At 41.9% G+C, this 17,644-nt stretch carries 20 protein-coding genes; 4 read left to right on the top strand and 16 right to left on the bottom strand.

What is annotated here, in order from left to right; translation table 11 throughout:
* Positions 1-195 precede the first annotated feature (195 nt).
* Both HNR77_RS23850 and HNR77_RS23855 read right to left on the bottom strand, forming a co-directional pair.
* The gene (locus HNR77_RS23850; RefSeq protein WP_184189880.1) at positions 196-549 is read right to left on the bottom strand and encodes a DoxX family protein; all 354 of its coding nucleotides are present in this window, start codon (positions 547-549) and stop codon (positions 196-198) included.
* Between the two features lie 4 nt (positions 550-553).
* The gene (locus HNR77_RS23855) at positions 554-934 is read right to left on the bottom strand and encodes a DoxX family protein (RefSeq protein ID WP_184189882.1); all 381 of its coding nucleotides are present in this window, start codon (positions 932-934) and stop codon (positions 554-556) included.
* Between the two features lie 126 nt (positions 935-1,060).
* Here HNR77_RS23855 and HNR77_RS23860 point away from each other — a divergent pair, with 126 nt between their 5' ends.
* Positions 1,061-1,426 carry a winged helix-turn-helix transcriptional regulator gene (locus HNR77_RS23860; protein ID WP_184189884.1) on the top strand — a complete coding sequence of 122 codons (366 nt, stop codon included), beginning with the start codon at positions 1,061-1,063 and terminating at the stop codon, positions 1,424-1,426.
* 156 nt (positions 1,427-1,582) lie between these two features.
* Positions 1,583-1,720 carry a hypothetical protein gene (locus HNR77_RS30440; RefSeq protein ID WP_260410836.1) on the top strand — a complete coding sequence of 46 codons (138 nt, stop codon included), beginning with the start codon at positions 1,583-1,585 and terminating at the stop codon, positions 1,718-1,720.
* Positions 1,721-1,790: 70 nt separating this feature from the next.
* Here HNR77_RS30440 and HNR77_RS23870 read toward each other — a convergent pair whose 3' ends face one another.
* Positions 1,791-2,378, bottom strand: coding sequence for a TetR/AcrR family transcriptional regulator (locus HNR77_RS23870; RefSeq protein ID WP_184189886.1), 588 nt, complete (start codon positions 2,376-2,378; stop codon positions 1,791-1,793).
* A 165-nt stretch (positions 2,379-2,543) separates the two neighbouring features.
* Here HNR77_RS23870 and HNR77_RS23875 point away from each other — a divergent pair, with 165 nt between their 5' ends.
* The gene (locus HNR77_RS23875; protein WP_184189888.1) at positions 2,544-3,251 is read left to right on the top strand and encodes an SDR family NAD(P)-dependent oxidoreductase; all 708 of its coding nucleotides are present in this window, start codon (positions 2,544-2,546) and stop codon (positions 3,249-3,251) included.
* A gap of 754 nt (positions 3,252-4,005) precedes the next feature.
* On the opposite strand, the gene HNR77_RS30855 is transcribed toward HNR77_RS23875, so the two are convergent.
* Entirely contained in the window at positions 4,006-4,194 is a 189-nt protein-coding gene (locus tag HNR77_RS30855) for a hypothetical protein (RefSeq protein WP_483874555.1), read from the bottom strand.
* A gap of 186 nt (positions 4,195-4,380) precedes the next feature.
* Here HNR77_RS30855 and HNR77_RS23880 point away from each other — a divergent pair, with 186 nt between their 5' ends.
* Positions 4,381-4,725, top strand: coding sequence for a hypothetical protein (locus HNR77_RS23880; RefSeq protein ID WP_184189890.1), 345 nt, complete (start codon positions 4,381-4,383; stop codon positions 4,723-4,725).
* Positions 4,726-5,020: 295 nt separating this feature from the next.
* Here HNR77_RS23880 and folE2 read toward each other — a convergent pair whose 3' ends face one another.
* The 12 genes from folE2 to HNR77_RS23940 all read right to left on the bottom strand — a co-directional run bounded on the left by folE2 (position 5,021) and on the right by HNR77_RS23940 (position 17,642).
* Positions 5,021-5,932 (bottom strand): GTP cyclohydrolase FolE2, encoded by a 912-nt coding sequence (gene folE2 / locus HNR77_RS23885; RefSeq protein WP_184189892.1) that lies wholly within the window; start codon positions 5,930-5,932, stop codon positions 5,021-5,023.
* Positions 5,933-5,950: 18 nt separating this feature from the next.
* Positions 5,951-6,343, bottom strand: a complete 393-nt coding sequence (locus HNR77_RS23890; RefSeq protein WP_184189894.1) for a GTP-binding protein — start codon at positions 6,341-6,343, stop codon at positions 5,951-5,953.
* A 21-nt stretch (positions 6,344-6,364) separates the two neighbouring features.
* Complete coding sequence (gene dcd, locus HNR77_RS23895) at positions 6,365-6,763, bottom strand: dCTP deaminase (RefSeq protein WP_184189896.1); 399 nt, start codon at positions 6,761-6,763, stop codon at positions 6,365-6,367.
* Between the two features lie 480 nt (positions 6,764-7,243).
* Positions 7,244-8,902 (bottom strand): nucleoside recognition domain-containing protein, encoded by a 1,659-nt coding sequence (locus HNR77_RS23900; protein WP_184189898.1) that lies wholly within the window; start codon positions 8,900-8,902, stop codon positions 7,244-7,246.
* Positions 8,896-10,032 (bottom strand): NAD(P)/FAD-dependent oxidoreductase, encoded by a 1,137-nt coding sequence (locus HNR77_RS23905; protein WP_184189900.1) that lies wholly within the window; start codon positions 10,030-10,032, stop codon positions 8,896-8,898. The genes HNR77_RS23900 and HNR77_RS23905 overlap by 7 nt, the downstream gene beginning before the upstream one ends.
* Before the next feature lie 5 nt (positions 10,033-10,037).
* On the bottom strand, positions 10,038-10,307 hold the full coding sequence (gene rpsN, locus HNR77_RS23910) for a 30S ribosomal protein S14 (RefSeq protein WP_184189902.1): 270 nt from the start codon (positions 10,305-10,307) through the stop codon (positions 10,038-10,040).
* Positions 10,308-11,233: 926 nt separating this feature from the next.
* A complete protein-coding gene (locus HNR77_RS23915) occupies positions 11,234-12,022 on the bottom strand; it encodes an ABC transporter ATP-binding protein (RefSeq protein WP_184189904.1) in 789 nt (262 codons plus the stop codon).
* Positions 12,019-12,825: an ABC transporter ATP-binding protein gene (locus tag HNR77_RS23920; protein WP_184189905.1), complete on the bottom strand. Its 807-nt coding sequence runs from the start codon at positions 12,823-12,825 to the stop codon at positions 12,019-12,021. The genes HNR77_RS23915 and HNR77_RS23920 overlap by 4 nt, the downstream gene beginning before the upstream one ends.
* A 6-nt stretch (positions 12,826-12,831) precedes the next feature.
* Complete coding sequence (gene nikC / locus HNR77_RS23925; RefSeq protein ID WP_184189907.1) at positions 12,832-13,674, bottom strand: nickel transporter permease; 843 nt, start codon at positions 13,672-13,674, stop codon at positions 12,832-12,834.
* 3 nt (positions 13,675-13,677) lie between these two features.
* Entirely contained in the window at positions 13,678-14,613 is a 936-nt protein-coding gene (nikB, locus tag HNR77_RS23930) for a nickel ABC transporter permease (protein ID WP_184189909.1), read from the bottom strand.
* 2 nt (positions 14,614-14,615) lie between these two features.
* The gene (gene nikA / locus HNR77_RS23935) at positions 14,616-16,124 is read right to left on the bottom strand and encodes a nickel ABC transporter substrate-binding protein (protein ID WP_184189911.1); all 1,509 of its coding nucleotides are present in this window, start codon (positions 16,122-16,124) and stop codon (positions 14,616-14,618) included.
* An 864-nt stretch (positions 16,125-16,988) separates the two neighbouring features.
* The gene (locus HNR77_RS23940; RefSeq protein WP_184189913.1) at positions 16,989-17,642 is read right to left on the bottom strand and encodes a response regulator; all 654 of its coding nucleotides are present in this window, start codon (positions 17,640-17,642) and stop codon (positions 16,989-16,991) included.
* Between the last annotated feature and the right edge of the window lie 2 nt (positions 17,643-17,644).

The following is a 17,644-nucleotide window of genomic DNA, read 5'->3' on the forward strand; positions in this document are numbered from 1 at the left end:
CGACGGACACCCTTGCCCTTGGCTAACAGTTCCTACTGCCAAGCCTGTAGCGGACTTTCACCGCCAAGTTATCGCCCGTGCCGGGCGCACTATTAGAAATAAGCAGCCGATCGGTCAGTTCGGCTGCTTATTTGTTTTTCATCTCGATAGACCTCTGAATTAGCTTAAATTACGAGGTTTCCTTTTTCTCTCATCTTATATACGTCCAATTGCTACGAATAAAGCTAATGCCAATAAGATGACATTCATCCCGATTGCTTGATATTCCTTCCTTTTGACATGAAGCCCGCTAGCCAATATCATGACTATCCCAAGTCCAATAGCAGCAATTGGTGTCAGCACAGGAGCCATTCCTGTCGCATTTGGCAACACCAAGCCTAATCCTCCTAATATTTCAGCTACGCCAATAAATGTAACTAATCCTTTTGAAGAATCTTTTACCCATGGTAAACTTGCTTTAGCTTTTTCATATTGAAATGCTTTCATTGAGCCAAACACTAAGAATGCTAAACCCAACAAAATTTGAATAATCCATAGCGCTATATTCATATATTTATACCTCATTCCTTACGAATTGCTTTTTCATCCTTCTCTCGCCAACCAATACTACCGCTGCTAATAGAAGAAGCACTAACGGTGCCACAGCAACATCAAACCCTTGCCCACTTTTGAAGTGAGTGAACACCGCTCCAGCCATGACGATCACTAATAAACCGCTGAAAACGGGAACCAGGCGACTCTTCCAGTACCCAATGAGCAAGCCAATTGCAGATAGGATCTCGATAGCTCCTACAACATACATGAAGCTGGTACCATACCTATACACATTGGTAAAAGCCTCTACCTGCATGGGGTTAGCACTCACTTTCATAAATCCAAATAATAAAAACCCCACTGCCAATACACCTTGTAAAATTCGAACTGTCCACTTCACAACTCATTCTCCCCCTTGTATCATTTCGGCTCCTAGGCATATAATAATACCAATGTTTATTTTCAGGAAGTAGGCACTATAATGTGTCGCAGTATACAAAAAGATACCTTAAAAGGGGCAGCACAAATGACCAATGAATGTAAAGGAGATCAAACTGGAACGGTAGAAACTTCCCTTGATCTTCTTGTTGGAAAATGGAAACCCGTTATTCTTTTTCACCTTATTGACAATGGAACACTGCGGTTCAGTGAACTACAGCGTTTGATTCCAAATGTAACGAAAAAAATGCTCACTACTCAGCTAAGAGAATTGGAGTATCATGATGTAGTAAAACGTAAGATTTATGCACAAATTCCACCTAAAGTTGAATACTCCATAACCAAATATGGACAAGGATTAATGCCGTTATTGTTGTCCATGCATGAATGGGGGAAGGGGCATTTAAAACATTTAGAAGAACTTTACGGGGATAAATATATGGAACAGAAGTAGAAAAAGAAGCGTGGCTTCCGACTCTTCCCGATCTGAATGACATGACACGACCAGACTTTTACTGGGATCAAATGTATGGTTACGGCTAAGGTCTCGGTGTTCGTACCCATATTTCGAAAGCAGCAAGTGGCTTGTTAAGTCAGTTGGGGAGTATGAATGGGCTGGAACGGCAGGCTGCATGGCCATCATAACCCGGATTCCGGGCTGACGGTGATGTATGCGCAGCATCTGTTAAATAGTCAAGAGCATTATGTGCATCGCCGTTTGCGGAATGCCGTGTATTCATGTCTGTAAGTAAGCCCAAAGAACCTTTTAGATTACGTAAAAGGTTCTTTGCTTTTTGTTCACTATATTTTTAAGTGGTTTATCCAAGCTTACTAAGCACATTACTCAGATTGTCGAAATGAAGCTCACATATCTGTGCAATCATTTCCTCTATAATATGGTCTTCGGAATGCAAGATCCAAAAGCAAATAACTCCAGCAAGGCCTGAGATAATATACTCCATTTCAATTTGAAGATGAAATTTATTTTCAAGATCCATGATGTCTGAGAAAATGAATTTTTTCAAAGCCATTTTCAAATGAAATGAGAAGTCAGGCAAACCCTTCTGAACCAGTACGGGTTTAAAGAACATGAGGTGGGTGTCAATCACGTTAAAGAGGTCAAGCAGAACTTCTGAAAGGATCTCTTTAGTTATTTCTTGATATTTGTCTGTCTTTCGGTCAGCACACACATTTAGCTTGTTTGTGTAGTCTGAATACAGCTTGTCAAGCAAGTCAGGTTTATCCAAATAGTGAAGATAAAAGGTATTTCGGTTAATCATTGCTCTATCAGCGATGTCTTGTACAGTAATACGATCATACTCCTTGATTTGGAGCAGTTCCAGGAAAGACTCTGTGATGGCTTTCCGTGTTTTTACAATACGTAAATCAAGCTTTTCTTTACTCAATCAAAGCCCTCCATATTCATATCGTTTTTTAGAATAAACGACAAATAATTATCACTTGATGTTTAAATATCATTTTAATGTATATCAACCATTGAGTGATATAAATCTACATTCTATACTATGAGTTGTCAAGGATAGTACACAAAAACTAAGGAGTATGGAATGATGAAAACAATCATGATTATTGGAGCTGGTAAGGGGCTTGGCTTAGCTCTAGCGAAAAGATTTGGAAAAGAACATTTTCAGGTGGCCTTGGTTGCCCGCAATGAGAAAAAACTTGAAGAGATGGTTCAAGAGCTTGAAGCACAGGGAATACAAGCTTCGTATTATGTCGCTGATATCTATAAAAAAACAGAGATTGCAGCAGCAACAAACAAGATACAAGAAACCTATGGAAAAATTGATGTACTGGAATTTAGCCCTACCCCAGGACATTTTCCACCGACCCCTGTCTCAGACCTGACGGAGGATAATTTAAGAGATACCTTTGAAGCTTATGTGATCAGTGCTTTGAATGTAGTTCAATCCGTTTTGCCAGATATGCTTCGTAGAAAAGAGGGGGCTATGTTATTTACAACGGGTTTATCAGCCATGCACTCCATTTCTGTGTTGGGGAATATAGGAATTGCAATGTCGGGTTTACGCAATTATTTGGGCAATTTGCACAATCAATTGGCTCCAGAAGGAATCTTTGTTGCTCATCGCTCACTCGGCGTATTTATTAAAGAAGCAGGAGAGGGAACAGTCAGTGATCCAGATGTCATCGCTGATATGTGGTTCAAAGCTTATAGTAATCGCGATACATGGGAAGAAGAATATCCTAAAGGAGTTCGGCCAGAGCATCTGTTTTTTGATACTGCAGAGCAAAAATGAACCTATCTTAACCTTAAAGACCCTGCTGTTAAATAACAGCAGGGTCCTTTATTAGAGCTATATCCCTCTATTGTATATCAGATCCAGATGATCTTTCCGATTACGATAAAAGATTTCTACATAGATGAATTAAATTTCGATGGATGCCCACTTGGATTCTTCATAATAAATAGAACTGCTGATCCCGCAATCCAAATGCTGAATAACATAAACATATTCGAAAATACAGTATGGTTCGTACCCAACACATCCAACAGCTTTCCAAGCACCGACGTACCGATCGCACCTGCAATGAAACTGCAATCCGCCTCCAAGCGAGAACAGATAGTGTGATCCTTTGCGATCCTCCCACCAATCCGAATACAGCCGCAATCAATGCACCAGGGGACATGATGAGCCCAATCTGTAGTGCAGATATGTGATGAAGGCTGGACAACATTTGTGGAATGAGGTACGGAATGAATTCCCTTTTTATCAAATACTTTGTGTATTCATCCATTGGCCATTTGAGACATTATCATACATTATAAATTTTCTCTTTGAACGCCGGTGAGAATATTCACTCAAAGTATTTAAGCAGCTTATTGGTTTAGTCCGATATTTCGCTTTTTTATTACCTAGCCGCCGGTTTTTAACCAATCATCGTCTGCTTCTTACAAGCAATTGAGTTATTTTATCCAAGTGCCCCTGCTCTTTAATGGAACCTCCACAATAACCAGAGCGGCCTTATGGCATTTCAAAGTTATCAATATGTCTAAAGCATTTCGACTGGCCAATCTCCTGATTTCCGTACATCATCATACACGCCCACGATAAATTGGTATTCCTCTTCTTGAGGTATTCCTTCTATAGAGTCATCAATATGATTATAGATTGCAATGTTAGCATCTTTAAACCTTCTCCCAAAGGCAAACTTACCATTAAGCAAAGGGATAGCGTATATATCGCCAAAAGTTTACGTCTTGTCATTTTCACGGTTTTCCGAACCGCTTCCTGAATATCTCCGTGTGTGGATCAACACTTTTTACAGTCACTAGGTTTCCTCCGACTACTTTTACTGAGTTTCGCACATGGATAAAATTATTGGATTAAGTAAACATTAACTCCATAAAAAAACGGAGGTATTACGATGTATTTCATTTGCATTGCACTTATGTTCATTGGTCTCACCTGCATCAACATTATTTTTTCTTATCAGAGCAAACACATTAATCCGCATCTCTGGCCTACGCTCAAGTTTCAGCTCATGATGCTTCCGATCTTTCTCGCTGCAAATTTAAGCGTAGGATACGGCATCAAGTTTGGTATGAAGGCTGTGAGTCAATTAGGCTATGTACTCATCACCGCAAAATGTATCGAAGTACTCATCTCAATTTGGATGGGTTATTGGTTTATGAAAGAGATTCCTTCCTGGAAAACATGGATAGGTCTTGTTGTTATCATAATTGGCGTCGTATTGGTTAAGCAGAAGTAAAGCAATCATAGGCTGGTATTATCGCCTTATGGCGGGCACTTCCTTATGGAATTTTACATTTCTTCTTAAATGGAAAGTATGTGATTTGACTCAAGTTGGAGCTTTATCATACGATCTGATCAGATTCTCCAACTTCTTTTTGCCATTTTGGCAAACTCCTCCATGATAACAAAGGATACTGTCAAAATTATAACCCAGTAATCTTTTTAAGGATTCCATTGCTTCTGGCAGGTTCACTGTTAAATGTACTGGTGGCAACTGCAGCATCTCATCTATAATGTTCTTATAGTCGTTGCTATTTCTCATAAACAATGCGAGCGATCGCATCATGTTGATGGATAGACTCTTCATTTTTACAGAATACACTGAAACTTCTAACCCAATGTTTCTCATATAGATCAGCTGCGACCAACCTTACCATATCCTCTACAAATCTTGGATTTTCATAAGCTCGCTCAGTAACCCATTTTTCGTCAGGCCTTTTTAATAACGGATGTAAGCTGCTACTTGCGTTTGATTCAGCTATATTAAGTAATTCTTCCTTCCAATATCCAGGCAACATTTCTCCTGTTATTCCTTCTATTTCTATGTTTAAAGATCCGCGCTGGTTATGTGCGCTGTATTCGCTAATTTCCTTTGAGCAGGGGCACAAGGTCGTGATTTGCACTTGTAAACCTACTTTAATAACAGGTGGTGAGTCTGACTTCCACCCTATAGTGATCGAAGCAAGAGAGTGGTTAAGTCCAGCTAAGCCCGTTATTGGGGCTTTCCGTTCATAGAACCAAGGATAAGTCACTGTGAGATCCGCACTTGGTTGTTGCATATGTTCTGCAATTTGCTGCGTCAACATGGTAAGATCAGAGATCCGATCACTTAATCCAATCTTACGGCTTTGTTCAAGTTGCTCAGTGAGCCGACTCATATTTATGCCTTTAGAATCACGATTCAATGAGGTCGTTAAACTAAAAGTTCCTACACTGGATAGCTTCTCAGGGTCTTTAGCTGAGATCACAATAATTGGATATCTCATATTCTCGACCCCCACTTGTTGCAATTCGAATAAAAAATCATTTTTGCTATTTTGTAGATCATGCATTTCCTCTTTTAGAACAGGCTTGTCTCCCTGTATAGGATCAACCGAACCAAATAGGCGAAGTCGTGTATTTTTATCCGGCAAATTTTCGATCTTATTGGTGTTTTTATTCATTAGTGTACTCCTTGCTTGCTATGAGTTAGCTTCTTTGATAGCACATTCACTAAAACGACTTCTGAACCATTCTTCATCGAAGTTTCTACCAATCAGTACGATACGACTTGTTCGATCCTCTCCCTCGTTCCACTCTCTATCAGCATCTATTCCGGATATCATGTGAACTCCCTGAAATACCACTCTGTTTTTTATAGCTTTCACATTGAGAATTCCTTTGTACCGATACAAGTCATATGAGTGTTCAACTAACCATTCATTAATTATTCTATTTACTTTTTCAAGGTCTAGAGGTCTTGTTTCTTGTAAGACTATGGAACGCACATCATCTTCATGATGGTGATGATGACCTTCCAAAAAATGTGGGTCAACCTCAAGTTTATGGTTTAAGTCAAACGCGTGGATTCCCATAATCTCATTTAAATCGAGATTCTAGACGTTGTAAATCCTCATCCTTAACGAGATCCGTCTCTTGCCTTCAAATCCTGGATCCACCCAACCTGCATTTTGAATAAACAGTCCCATACGCCCCACGGAACTCCTACCTTCCACAAAGGCGGTGATATAGCCCGGCAGTTTGATCGTTTCAAGTGTCGTAGCGAGCATAAAGGACAAAGGAGGAATTATCATATCCTCACTCTCAGTGGATTCATAAGTTGTAGGAGTATCCATAGTAATGACATCGTTCTCTTGACTCTGCTTCAAAGTCAGAAAGTGCGTACCGAGGCGCAGATCAATAGAAGCGGATTGGATCTGTTCATCCATTAATGGAGAAATAGTTATCCGCTTTTGTTTCATCCAAAGTCGAAGTGTTCTGTCAGATAAAATCAACTAAATAGCTCCTTTCAAGCACTTCAATCAATTAAGGCATTCAATATGTGGGTCTTACTTTAACTGAGGTACTGTATCGAAATATCGATTTCATTTATTATTAATAGTAATAATTACGATTAATAGAACTATAAACTTGTTTTGTGAGTATGTCAACATAACAAAAAGAGCACCAAGAAAAATTATAATCATTTAAAGGTTCTCTTTTTCAAATGTAATCAAATTAGTTAGTCTCCACATGAGTCGCATATCCGGCTGGTTAGATCTTCCTTTTAGTGCTAATATACTCGATTTGTGTTGCGGAATGGGTCACCACTCATTTGCACGTAAAGAAGTTGGTTTTACAACCAAAACCGATTTCAGAAAAAATAAACGACCGTTCTCCGGTAGAATACCGGAAAACAGTCGCAGCTTAAATTTGTCTATCTTGTACTGTCTGCTTGACAGGGTTATGACCATTACGGCGTCTTTTATATTATTCTAATAAAAACAAGATAGTAGTAAAGCACTGGCGATTGAAGTACATAGCTGCCTAGATGCCATCTTGAAGGCAAAGAGAACTCCTAATTCCTTACGCACTGTCCAGAGGGTAACCAAACAAGCCGTTAACGTAGATGCCAAATATACTAGTATGAATAGTTGGTATCCGCTCAGTCCTGTAATAAAAGAACCATGATCCTGATTCAACACCAGCAGTCCGTCTTTTCGTATAATGGAGAATAAAACACCTCCGGCTGCCTCAGCTGGTAGATGAAAAAACGTGAGTGCTGGTGCCACGGCACGAGTCATTAAAGATAGGATCCCCGTTTGTTCCAGAAGTGTTGCCATTAAGCATAACCCGATAAAGATAGGCATGGCTTGAGTAAGAAATTGCATCACTACCGACTTCACACGCCAATTGATAGCACGCCATGAAGGATTTTGTAGAAACGTACGGTTTGTATGCGTAGCTAATGATGATTCCGATAAACCTCGATTCCATAACCTGGTGTGAATAGCCCCTACAACTACAAGTACAATTATATAAGGGAAAAACAGCCATGGTTTCCCGCCGGAGCTAAATATTGATAGAGACGCGCCTATCTGATAGCTGCATGCCGAACCAAATGCAATCATAGAAACACAGGTTTTCCGTGTACATGAACTGCAAGTGCGGCTCTGGAATACCGCGACAACGTTACAACCAAAACCACTAAGAACCGGAATTAGGTCTTTTCCATTAAGTCCTATCCTACGCATCCATCCGTCTAACGCATCAGTTATTCGGTCTTTGAGTCCGCTCTCCTCCGTAACCGCCACGCTAATCCCAATCAAAAGCACCACTGGAAAAGCCCAAACAAAAGAATATAATCCCAAACTTAATATGCCGTAATCTCCTAATAGTATTGCTTGAAACGGACCCCACAAACCAGAAATTACTCGGTTTAACGGTTCAATAATCCATGCTTCTGCAAGCGGCTGTATCAAATCAGAAAACAAGTAAGCTAGATAAACGGGCACAGCAAACAATATAATAAGTGCTGCCAGTGCATAGAATCTCCCCACAATTGAGTGTTCAAACACAGTCAATGACGGTTCAATGACATTAGAAGTCGGTGGAAACTGTATCTCAGGATGTTTTTTCATTGGTCTAGCCACAGAAATCGATTTGAATATTATGTCTCGTGTGTCTTCTTTCATAATTCTTGCGTTTACTGGAATTACAGAAACGCCAAGACCTTTGCGATAATAGCTGATTTGCTCTTCTAATCCGAATCCACACTTATCTACAAAAGTGAGCACCAAGACAAGATTTCTACCTGTTAGATCCAACATATCCAATAAAAACGGTAAATCCTTCTTTACAGAGGTTGCTCGTATAACGAGCACAACTGTATCTGCTTCTGCCAGCTGATGCAACGCAAGCATTGTGGTGATACTGTCATCTTTTAGTCGAATCCCCGGTGTATCTATCAATTCGTAGCCATGTTCAGGTAATACCGTTTTCCGAACCGTAACAGTCGATCCCCGAACGTTCGACTCCTCTCCTATATCTTTGCTTGTAAATGAGCGAAAAAGTGCTGATTTACCAGCCGATTCCAGCCCCACAAGCACTACTTTACGATGTTCTCCAGAATGTTGTAAGACGGAATTCAGCATGTGCAATCTTCACCACAACAAGACAAATCGTCGAGGAACATCCCCTCCTGGCGATATACTTCCAGTGGTGTCAGATCTAGTCCAAGCCGTTCACCAATTGCCTTAGCCACAACAGCAAAACGCTGTCTAAATTTATATATAAAACAAAATTGAAGATGTTCATGCACGACTTGTGGCCCTGTGACAAACAACCCTTCAGTAATTGTCGACTCATCTGCTGCCCCTAAATGGAGATGACCATCTTTGTTACGCTCAATTAAATGTTCAATTTGGCGCAAACTGCTGTGAAATCCTGTCGCTAGAATAGGAGCCTGACTTGTCTTAAGCAGATGTGAATCTCCAGATTCATTTTCACAGTATATAATGAAGCCCTCTGCTTCGTCTGGTTCCATCCATTTAACCTCGAACCCTTGTTTTAAATGTATACGTTTATGCACCATTTCTGCACGAAGTCGGTCTTTGGTATAAGGGCTGAGTTCCACACTTGGATCACTGCTTCCTTTGGATAACCCCCGGTTATTGCGGTCAATCACCGTTACTTTTTTTCCTAATTTGCTCAGGTTAATGGCTGCATCCGTCCCGCTCTCATATCCACCTATGATGACACATTCATCTCCCTGAACTGCAGTCCAGCTTGAGAATAAGCTACTATGTACACCATATTCCGCACCTAAAAAGGAATCCAGCTTGGGATATTGGAATTCACCCGCAGCCCAGATTACATATCGGGAACGTAATTCTCCATCCGAATGAATCAGACGAAAACCATCGTTTTCCGGAATGATCTCTAGAACGTCCACACCCGTTTGCACAGGCAATTTAAGATACTGACTTACCACTTGAAGATACTCTGCATATTCTGATCCTGTGGGATGCTCCGTGCCCAGCGTATACGCGGGTGATGTTTTCAAAGCTACAGCATTCAGATCCATCATGCCATAGGCATTACTGGTGAATGAAGGCGTAATAAGGCGCATTTCTTCCGGCCATGCCATGAAAGAAGCTCCAACCTCGCCGCGTTCCAAAACAGCGAATCGAGTCATTCCCATCTCTTGCAAAACAGAGGCCATCCCGATACCGGCTGCCCCCCCTCCGACGATGACACAATCAAAATCAAATAAATTGCTCATCTTTCTTACCAACTTGACTTGGTCACACCAGGAATCTGACCCTTATGAGCCAACTCGCGGAAGACAATCCGTGAAACTTTATATTTACGCAAATATCCTCTTGGACGCCCTGTTAATTCACAGCGACTTTTCAATCTTGTTGGAGAGGCGTTACGCGGTAATTTCTGTAACCCTTCGTAGTCCGCTTTATCCTTTAGCTGCTTTCGCAACTCTGCATACTTAGCTACCATCACCTGACGTTGTTTTTCACGTACTACTTTTGATTTTTTAGCCATGATCCCTAGCTCCTTTTTCAAAAATAAATTCATTGATATTTTTATCCGGCTCTATTGGCAAAACCATCTACATCCCGGACAGTTTCCATCAATCAGCAGGAAGCTTTAGAACCGCTATGGAATGAACTGATCAGTTCCTTGGTAGTTCCAACTCTCTAAACAATGCAAGTCAAACTAACGTTGATTATTAGTAATTATTACGATTAACAATGTTAAGACTATAATCCTGTAGGCTGCATTTGTCAAATCATTAATGATAAAGGATGAACCAAGCAGCCATTTGGATACATCCTCAAGAAAACAGTTCTACACGTTAATCGGGGAGTACAGACAACGAGCACCTCGACTACTGACACTTATGATCACGCATCAGTTGGAAGAAACGGAATATTTGCATGACCGAATTTGTCTGAGGCGAGACGGAAAACTCACTGATGTTGCCGGTACGCTATGACACTACTTGATTACATACATATTCCCTTATTCCAAAGGGCATTCTTCGCCTGTGTGATTGGCGGCGCCTGTTTGTCCCTTGTAGGTATTGTCGTTATCCAGTTTCAACTTACTGTTGTCCGATTTGCATTAATGCATCTTGCCCTTCTGGGAGGAGCTTTGGGTTTATTCATCGTTTCCATTTTCCACAAGGCGTTGAGATTTCGAGTATAGCGAATGTTCCAGTTGTTGAGCTTCGCAATTATCCGGAGACTTCAGAACAAACCATCGTTCAACTGATTCAAGATAATGCTAGAAAGCTTGGCTTAACAAGTTCAAATTAAAGAAACGGAAGAAGCCGTTCGTATACAAGGAACGGATTCTTTGGGTCATGTAAACCGTAGTTTAGCAATGATCGGTAAGTGTAGAATTTAATTGATATGGTTATAAATAAAATCCGGCTTTTGATGGCCGGATTTTATTATTTAATCTCTTCATTTGGCGTATTTATGGACAAATTGCTGCGTATATGCATGCCTCTCTGATGAAAATAAATCTTCTTTGGCAAAGTGATCTCTAATTTTCCCCTGTTGCAAGACTATAATCTGATCGGATATTCGCTGAATGATCGCGAGATCATGTGAAATAAACAAACAGGCAAAACGAATATCCTTTTGCAGTTTGATAAGCATCTCCATGATCAGGGCCTGTGTAATCATATCCAGACTGGATGTAGGTTCGTCCATAACAATTAAGGAGGGCTCACTGCTTATTGCTCTTGCAATAGCAACGCGCTGCTTTTGTCCCCCACTAAGCTCGTGGGGATACTTATGCAAGAGATGCGTAGGTAGCTCCACCAAATCCAGCAGTCGCTTGGCACATTTAAGCCTGCTTTGCCAACAATCCTGTACAATTAATGGTATTCGATGTTTTAGGGTATCTAGTGGCTCCATTAAAGAATCGATGATTTGGAGTCTGGGATTCAGACTTGATGCAGGGTTCTGAAATACAGCCTGCACTTGCCCCCCAAGGGCACGGTAGGCTGAAGCAGTCCGCGGTTGTAACATCTTTCTTCCCTGAAACCACATCTGCCCGGAATCAATCTTCTCCATCATTAAAATACAGCGTGCCAATGTACTCTTGCCGCTCCCACTTTCTCCGATCAAGCCTACACACTCTCCTGGATGAAGGTTAAATGAAATTCCGTCGATCGCCCTTGTATGTCCTGGATAAGTCTTGACCAAGTTTTGAATGGAAAGCACAGTCTCTTTGCTGATGATCATTCACCTCGCTTCGTGCGTATGACAGGGTCCGTATAAGTAAGCATGGATTCGGCTGCCAGAAGTTTTTGAGTGTATGGATGTTTGGCTTGTGTCAATACATCCTCCGCTTTGCCTGATTCCAGGATGTTCCCTTCCCGCATAATAGCAATCTGATCCGCATAGCGTCTAGCGAGCTTCAGGTCATGCGTGATGAATAGAATGGAACAATTCGTCTTCTCTCTAAGCCGAATGAGCAGATCCAGAATTTCTGATCCGGTAATCCAGTCCAGTGCTGACGTAGGTTCGTCGGCAATTAGTAATTTCGGTTCAAGCAGCATAGCCATTGCAATAGATACTCGCTGCAATTGTCCGCCACTTAACTGAAAAGGATAGCTGGCGACAACCCGTTCCGCAGGCAACGAAACGTCATTTAGCGCTTGTATAATCCGTTCTCTTCGTTCCTGCCGCCCCCATGTATAGTGAACCTGAAGTGTCTCGTTCAGTTGTTTGCCTATAGAAAGAAATGGGCTAAATACGCCTGAGTAGTCCTGAAATACATATCCAATCTCTTTGCCGCGCAGCTGATTCATCTGTTTCTCGGACAATGCTGACAAAGACTGGCCTTTAAAGGTGATTTGCCCTGCTACGTGGCTTACCCCGCTTGGCAGAAGGCGACCGATGGAAGAGCCTGTAAGCGTTTTTCCACTCCCACTTTCCCCAATGACAGTCAACCATTCACCAGCGTTAATGGAAAGGTCAATATCGTGAACAAGGATCTGCTCCCCAGCCACAAGCCTGAGTCCTTTTAATTCTAGTAAACTCATCATTCTTCACTCCCTGCTCCGTTTGATATCCAGCCCATCGCGGATACGATCCCCAAGCATGTTGGACCAGAGAACTACAAGCATGATCGCAAGTCCAGGGGCAATCATAAGGTAAGGTGAGCTATGAAAGTATGCCTTTCCTTCGTTCAGCATGGCTCCCCATTCAGGTGTAGGTGGTTGGGCGCCAAGCCCGATATAAGAGAGCGAGGCGATCATGAGAATGATTTTACCGATATCCAGTGAAGCGATCACAATGACATGTGACAATGCATGCGGCAACAGATGCTTCCCCAAAATCTGATGAGAGCGTAATCCGCTCAGACGAGCAATCGTAATATATTCCTGATGTTTTTCTGAGACAACGCTATTGCGTACAATGCGAGAATACGTAATCCATTTGACAGAGATGATAGCGATCATTAAATTAAAGACACCTGGCCCCATTAGTCCGCTAAGCACAATGGCAATAATGAAGTCGGGAAACGCAAGAAATGCATCTGATATTCGTTTGTAGACTCGATCAATCCATCCGCCTGCATATCCCGCCAATAGTCCGGCAGGAATGCCGATGACGAGCGAACCCAGTAATACGATTAAACTGGTGCCTACCGTATTTCTTCCTCCGAGCAATAGACGAGAAAACACATCTCGACCGAGTTCATCGGTTCCAAGCCAATAATTCATACCCGGGGGCAGTAGCCGTAAGGCCAGATTTACCGCATAGGGGTCATGTGGAACGATATAAGACGTGCATATTAAAACGCCAATGACGATGGCTAAAATGAGGATGTGTGCTCTTGTTTGTATTTTTTTTAGAGGATAGGCCCTGTGTGGTTTAGATTTAAACATTCATCATCGTTCCCCCTTCAGTCGGCTCTCGGGGTTTAGAACGTCATTGAGCAGATCAACCAACATGTGAACGACCGTAACGATTAGGCCCATCAAGACCATATAACCCTGGATAACGGGATAATCCCGACTCTGGATCGCGTCCACAATGAATTTGCCCATACCCGGATAGGCAAACAATACTTCAATTACAACCGTACCACCAAGCAAGCTTCCAATGCTTACACCGAACATGGTGACAACGGGGGGGAGTGCATGACGCAAGGCATGACGAATAAGTACTTTTGCTCCGCCTAACCCTCTGGAACGTGCCCCTCTAACAAAATCTTGTTTTAAACTATCCAGCAAACTGGAACGAATGAGACGCACATATATGGCTGCCATCGTTAATCCCAGTGTTAGAGAAGGAAGCACCAAATGTGCAATGCTTCCTGTCCCCATCGAAGGGAATAAACGTGCCCTCACAGAGAACCCTTCTATTAAAAGAAGCCCCAGCCAGAAGCTAGGGACTGAGGTGCCCAAAACGGCCAGAAGACGGCTAATCCGGTCAACAACTCGATTGGGATATAATGTAGATAGCGTGCCAAGCGGAATCGCGATGACGATTAGCACCAATAGTGAGGAGCATGTCAGTAGTAACGTTGCTGGTAACTTGTCCAGCAATTCCTCCATTACGGGTCGATTCGTCATATACGAAGTGCCCAGGTCGAATTGAACAAGACGCCCGAGCCACTGTCCGTACTGCACGAGTACAGGGTCATTTAACCCTAACGCTTCTCGCTGCTCTTCGATCTGGGAAGAGGTTACAGCTACGTCATCCGCACGAAGCATTTCCCTGACTGCATCACCAGGAGCTAATTTCATAAATACAAAGCTGATCAAAGATAAGAGCAAAATAAAGATAAAGAATTCTGTACTTCGTTTTAAAAGCATCCTCATCGTTACTCTACATCCAATTGATTGGTCAGCATGTAGTATTCACTCTTACTGGTCACCCAATTTTTCACCCGATCTTTGTATACAACAAGTGTATTGGGGTGAACAAGGTATGAATAATAAGTCTCTTCATCAATATGCGTCAGAATTTTTTTGATTAATTCATTTCGTTGATCCATGTCTACCATCTGATCTAGCTCATCAATCCAACGATTCAGTTCCTCATCATTGATTTTGCCAAAATTCAGTGTGCCGTCCGGTTTAAAGGAAACATTAAGGAAATAACTCGCATCCCCTCGCGGTGCGATGATTGGACTGTATGTGCCCAGATCCCAGTCATCTTTGGTGAGCAAATAGTCTTCGTATTTATCTACAAACTCAATCGAGATTTGAATACCGATGTCTTTCGCTTGTGCTTGTAACACCTGAGCAAACAGTGGGAATTCTGCTCGGGACGTATACGTGACCAGTTTTAAGTTCAGCGGCTTACCATCCTTGCTTACCTTCCCTTGATCGACCTGATAGCCTGCTTTTTCAAACCATTTTAATGCAGCATCAGCACCCGTCGTTCTAGCTTCATAAGAAGGAATAAAGGAGAAATTCGGCATAAATGGCCCTGATGCAATCGTAGCCTGTCCGCCCATAAGGACATCCTTTAATTCTTCACGGTTCACGAGGGCATCAAAGGCTTTTCTAACATACTTGTTTTGAAATTCGGATTGATGTGTATTAAAAATAAGTTCGTGTGTCTTCAAACTCATCACCGATTCGAGATGAAGGCTTGGGTCACTTTTCATGGTCTCCAGACTTTCAACCGGCGGGCGATACACAATGTCGGCATCTCCTGACATTAATGCGGAGAGGCGGGCACTTGCATCTTCGTTAAAATTAAACGAGGCACGGCTCAGCTTGGCAGCTCCGCCCCAATATTCATTGAAGCGCTCGACCTTGAGCGAACTTCCGGCGGTGAAGGACGACACCTTGAAAGGCCCCGTCCCAACCGGTTTTTTGTCCGGATCCGGTGCGTTAACATCCAGAATGGACGTATTCGGGTGAACGAGCTCAGATGGAAATTGCGGGAAAGGTTGCTCTGTCGTAATACTTAGCGTCTGACCCGATGCATTCATTTCCTTAATCTTCAAAACCTGCTCTACACCAGGGTTCACCTTGATTGCCCGTTCCAGAGATTGTTTCACAGCTTCTGCATCCAGAACTCGTCCATCTTGAAAGGTGACATTCTTTTTGATCTCAAACGTCCAGTGCTGACCATCCTTCGTTTCCCATTTCTCAGCCAACCATGGTTCGATTTTCAGATCTTCTCCCAGCTTCACTAAGGTTTCGGTAATGCCTGCTCTTAGTGGGGTATAATCTTGATGGGGGTCTATGGTCTGGCTTGCAAAGTTGAACAAAAATGTGACTTCCTTTTCTTTCGTCGCTGCAGGCTGCGTTGCTGCATCCTTGGTTGTGCTGGAACATGCAGAAATGACAAGCACTGCGCATAAAACGAATAGCATTGTTATTTTTCTCTTTGTCTGCAACGTTGTTTGACCTCCATTAATAAGGCTTTGGAATGAGTAAAAACAGTACGTGTTCTATCGTACTTTATGGTATGAATATTCGTAATAGCCCCTAAGAGCTATAACAGCTAAAATTTGTGACAAAATTTGATGTATTCGCTCATATTCAAGCGATTCCTACGACTGGGAATAGGCACTTCATAGCTTGATTTTGTATTCTAATGATCGTAAGGAAAGCAAGAAGATAACAGACGATCTTCTGTTCTTTCCGCTAAATCCATTAAATGAGTAAGTGAGATGGCTTGATCAACAATTGCACGGTCTTCTTGATTTAACCGTTACCTCAGGATTACTCTCATGAACTTGCATTAAAAAGGCTAACTCTCTTGCAAAAGGTTTTCTGCTCCATGTATTGATGTTCCTATTCTTAAATAGAATTTCTCCGGTCAAGGTTTAGTACTGAAATGACTTCATTTTCATGATATCCAATATGAGTATTCTTCGTCTCCAGAGTCATAATGTTCTCTTCTTTCGTAACAAATACAAGAAAAATGGAGCACTTATCACACCCATAATAATGCCCACTGGCAGCTCAATTGGTGCGAAGGCAACACGCCATACGCTCATTCGTTGAGCACTTAATAGTGCCAAAAGTAATCCAATTATGCAATTTGGGATGATTGTCTCAACATGTCCCCAGCTTTTAGCAGACAGACTTCCTACCATAAAGGAAACCGCACCTTGTATACGATCTTAGTCTATGGTAAAAGATGTGAATAAATATATGCCTCAACTGAGCTATTTTTTAGCTGAGTGGAAAGAAAAAGTAACAATTAATGAAATAACAGATGAAGCTCAAGCCTAAAGTTTGTTTGCATTCCAAACAAGTCCTTGCTCAAGAGCGTAACGTGTTAACTGCACCCGATTTTGTAACTGTAGCTTCTGCAAAATATTTTTTAAGTGGTTCTTCACGGTGTATTCGGATATGTCATATTTCCCTGCAATTTCTTTGTTCGTCCATCCTTCAGCTATCCCATATAAAATATCCAATTCTCGGGTCGTCAGCTTAACTTCGGTTTTCTTCTTTTCTGTTACATTGACTTCCTTCAGAATCTGATAGGCAACATCTCTGGACATGGGGGCTTCCTCATTAATGATGGAATGCAGATATTCAAGCCATGTCGTTGGTTCCAGATTTTTGAGCAGATATCCTTGTGCTCCTCTTTTGAGCGCTTCAAGTAGATGAATCATATCGTCCGAAACCGTAATCATGACTATTTTCACATAGGGAAAACCGAGTTTTATTCTCCTCGTTGCTTCGAGTCCGTCCATAATGGGCATTTGAATATCCATTAAAATGAGATCGGGAAGCCACTTTTCCATGAAGTCAATCGCTGCTTGTCCGTTGTTCACCTCACCAATAATTTCAAAATGATTGTCCAGGCTCAAAATTTCTCGAATGGCTTCCCTGGCGTGGGAATGATCATCCACTACCAGTACTCTTGTTGGAGTCATTG

It is taken from the genome of Paenibacillus sp. JGP012, assembly GCF_014203995.1.
Classification (GTDB): Bacteria; Bacillota; Bacilli; order Paenibacillales; family Paenibacillaceae; genus Paenibacillus; species Paenibacillus silvae.